This is a genomic window from Alteromonas sp. AMM-1, assembly GCF_047290655.1.
In the GTDB taxonomy this organism is placed as follows: Bacteria; Pseudomonadota; Gammaproteobacteria; order Enterobacterales; family Alteromonadaceae; genus Alteromonas; species Alteromonas mangrovi.
Genome location: NZ_JBLBUE010000258.1, coordinates 1 through 2,891, shown reverse-complemented (window position 1 = coordinate 2,891; position 2,891 = coordinate 1). Strand labels below are relative to the sequence as shown.

Annotated in this window: 2 protein-coding genes and 1 pseudogene; all 3 read right to left on the bottom strand. The window is 50.3% G+C overall.

Going from position 1 to position 2,891, the window contains the following annotated elements; genetic code table 11:
• Nucleotides 1-1,092: molybdopterin-dependent oxidoreductase (locus ACLR2L_RS19745; RefSeq protein WP_413370678.1), on the bottom strand; the 1,092-nt coding region annotated here is incomplete at its 3' end.
• Between the two features lie 15 nt (nucleotides 1,093-1,107).
• Nucleotides 1,108-1,461, bottom strand: a complete 354-nt coding sequence (nirD, locus tag ACLR2L_RS19740) for a nitrite reductase small subunit NirD (protein WP_140960348.1) — start codon at nucleotides 1,459-1,461, stop codon at nucleotides 1,108-1,110.
• 10 nt (nucleotides 1,462-1,471) lie between these two features.
• Nucleotides 1,472-2,891: pseudogene (gene nirB / locus ACLR2L_RS19735) on the bottom strand (nitrite reductase large subunit NirB); the annotation flags it as partial.

Here is a 2,891-nt window from a genome sequence, read left to right as displayed (position 1 = left end):
GTCCATATGCGCGGCCAGCATCGTTGAGAGGCCGCCAACTTCCCGTCCCCCCATCGCATTGGGCTGACCGGTAATCGAGAATGGTCCGCAGCCGGGTTTGGCAATTTTACCACTGGCAAGATGACAGTTAATAATGGCATTCCCCTTGTCTACGCCAGTGGTAGACTGGTTGATGCCCATTGAGAAAAAGCTGATCACACGTGGAAGTTGCGTAAACCAGCGGAAAAACGTTTCTATAGTAGCCAGCGGTAATTTACACACCTCTGCTACCCTTGCGCTATCCCATTCGCGGGCAATGGCGAGTGCATCATCCAAACCGTTCACAGACTGTTCAAGATAAGCGATATCCAGTCCGTCGTGTTGTGACAGGTAATTCAGCAAACCACAATACAACACGGAATCAGTGCCCGGCGCCAGTGGCAGATGTAAATCGGCCAGCGAACAGGAATCGGTTTGGCGCGGATCAACCACCACCACTTTCATTGCCGGATTCTGCAATTTGGCGCGCTCTATACGCTGGAATAACACCGGGTGTGTCCAGGCGGCATTGCTGCCAACCAGCACCAGCAAATCGGTGTTTTCCAGATCGTCGTAGTCGCAAGGCACTATGTCTTCACCAAAAGCGCGTTTGTAGGCAACCACTGCTGACGACATACACAGACGGGAATTAGTATCTATGTTTGCACTGCCAATAAAGCCTTTCATCAGCTTGTTGGCAACGTAATAATCTTCAGTGAGTAACTGTCCCGAACCGTAAATAGCAATAGCATCGGGCCCATCTGTTGCCAGTACCTCACGGATTTTATCGGCTACCGTTTGTATAGCGTGTTGCCAGTCAGCGCGCTGCCCATTCACCATTGGAAACAACAAGCGGCTATCCTGCCCCAGTGTTTCCAATAAATGGGTGCCTTTAATACAAAGGCGACCAAAGTTAGCCGGATGTTCCCGGCTACCCTGTAAATCGCTTAACTGTGGACTCGCTGCCCCCTGGCGCACGACATCCACGCCACAACCTACTCCGCAATACGGACAAGTTGTTTGCAGTAACCGTTTACTGCTCTGAGGATTGGCTGTTGGGGGTAATGAAGTCATTGCAGATTCCGGTTTTTACAGTTCAATTAATACGCGCTGTGCTTCCACTCGCACAGAATAGGCATTCACACTTACGTCATCGCGCTCAAGACACACGCCAGAAGCCAGTTCGTAATGCTCTTTGTAGAGTGGCGAGGCAACCACAATTTTGCCTCCCAACGATCCTACAATACCGCGATACAAGACGTTAGCTTCACCAATCGGATCCCAGTTACTGATCGCAAAATACTGTGTGCCTTCGCTGTTAACAACTTTGAAAATAGCAACCTGTTCGCTACCAATCAGTGCACAAACGCCGCTGTTGGTAACCAGGTCGTCTTCATGACATACATCATGCCACTGTGGGGTATAACTTTCTTGTGCTTGCATGATTGCTCTCCTATACCAATTCTACCGGGATGGCTTTTTCACCCGAAAATTTTTCGGCTTTAGTGGCCGGGCGAATTTGCTCGCGCTCAGTGACAAACTGAATATTGCTATCGGTTGCGTCACTGTTCACAAACTGGCGGAAACGTTTAAGGGCTTCCGGCGATTCAATGGTGGTTTTCCACTCGCACTGATAGGTATCCGTGATGAGCTGCATTTGTGCTTCAAGCTCTTCACCTATGCCAAGAGAATCCTCAATTACCACCTGTTTCAGGTAGTCCAGACCCCCTTCCAGGTTTTCCATCCACACTGATGTGCGTTGCAGACGGTCAGCCGTTTTGGTGTAGAACATCAGTACGCGGTCGATGTATTTCACCAGTGTTGCGTCATCCAGATCGGTTGCGAACAGGTCTGCGTGGCGAGGTTTCATACCGCCATTACCACACACGTACAGGTTCCAGCCTCTTTCAGTAGCGATTACACCGATGTCTTTACCCTGTGCTTCAGCACATTCACGGGTACAACCTGATACGGCAAACTTGATTTTATGCGGGGCACGCAGGCCTTTGTAACGATTTTCCAGATCGATAGCCATGGTTACTGAATCCTGCACACCGTAACGACACCAGGTGCTGCCAACGCACGACTTAACCGTACGCAGCGCTTTGGCATATGCATGACCCGTTTCAAATCCACCCGCTACCAGGGCTTCCCAAATGGCTGGCAGTTGGTCAACACGGGCGCCAAACAAGTCGATGCGCTGGCCACCGGTAATTTTGGTATACAGGTTATATTGCTTGGCAACTTCACCCAGCAGGATGAGTTTATCAGGGGTAATTTCGCCGCCAGCGACGCGAGGGACAATCGAATAGGTACCGTCTTTTTGCATGTTGCCCAGATAGGTATCATTGGTGTCCTGTAACGGCTGGTGTTGTTGCTTCAGAATGTAGTCGTTCCACACCGACGCAAAGATCGAACCTGCGGCGGGTTTACAAATATCACAGCCCATACCACTGCCGTGCTTCTCAAGCAGTTCATCGAAGCTCTGAATCCCTTCTATTTTAATCAGGTGATACAGTTCCTGACGGGTAAAGTTAAAGTGTTCACAAATCGCTTTAGACACTTCAACACCACGCTTTTCGAGTTCGCTGTCTACCACGTTCTTCAACAAGGCAGCACATCCACCGCAACCAGTGCTGGCACTGGTAACGCCTTTTACTTCGCCAACCGAACAACAACCGCCGTCGATAGCGCTGATAATGTCGCCTTAGGACACGTTGTAGCACGAACATATCGTTGCGGTATCACCCAGTGCATCCGCGCCTAGTACTGGTGCATCACCAGATGAAGGTAATATCAGCGCTTCCGGTGCCTCGGGTACCTTAATGTTGTTTAATGCGTATTGCAGCAGCGTGTCGTAGTCGCTGGTATCG

Excerpts from the sequence above, each read along its gene's own strand:
- nirD (WP_140960348.1), bottom strand. The coding sequence starts at position 1,461 with ATGCAAGCACAAGAAAGTTATACCCCACAGTGGCATGATGTATGTCAT.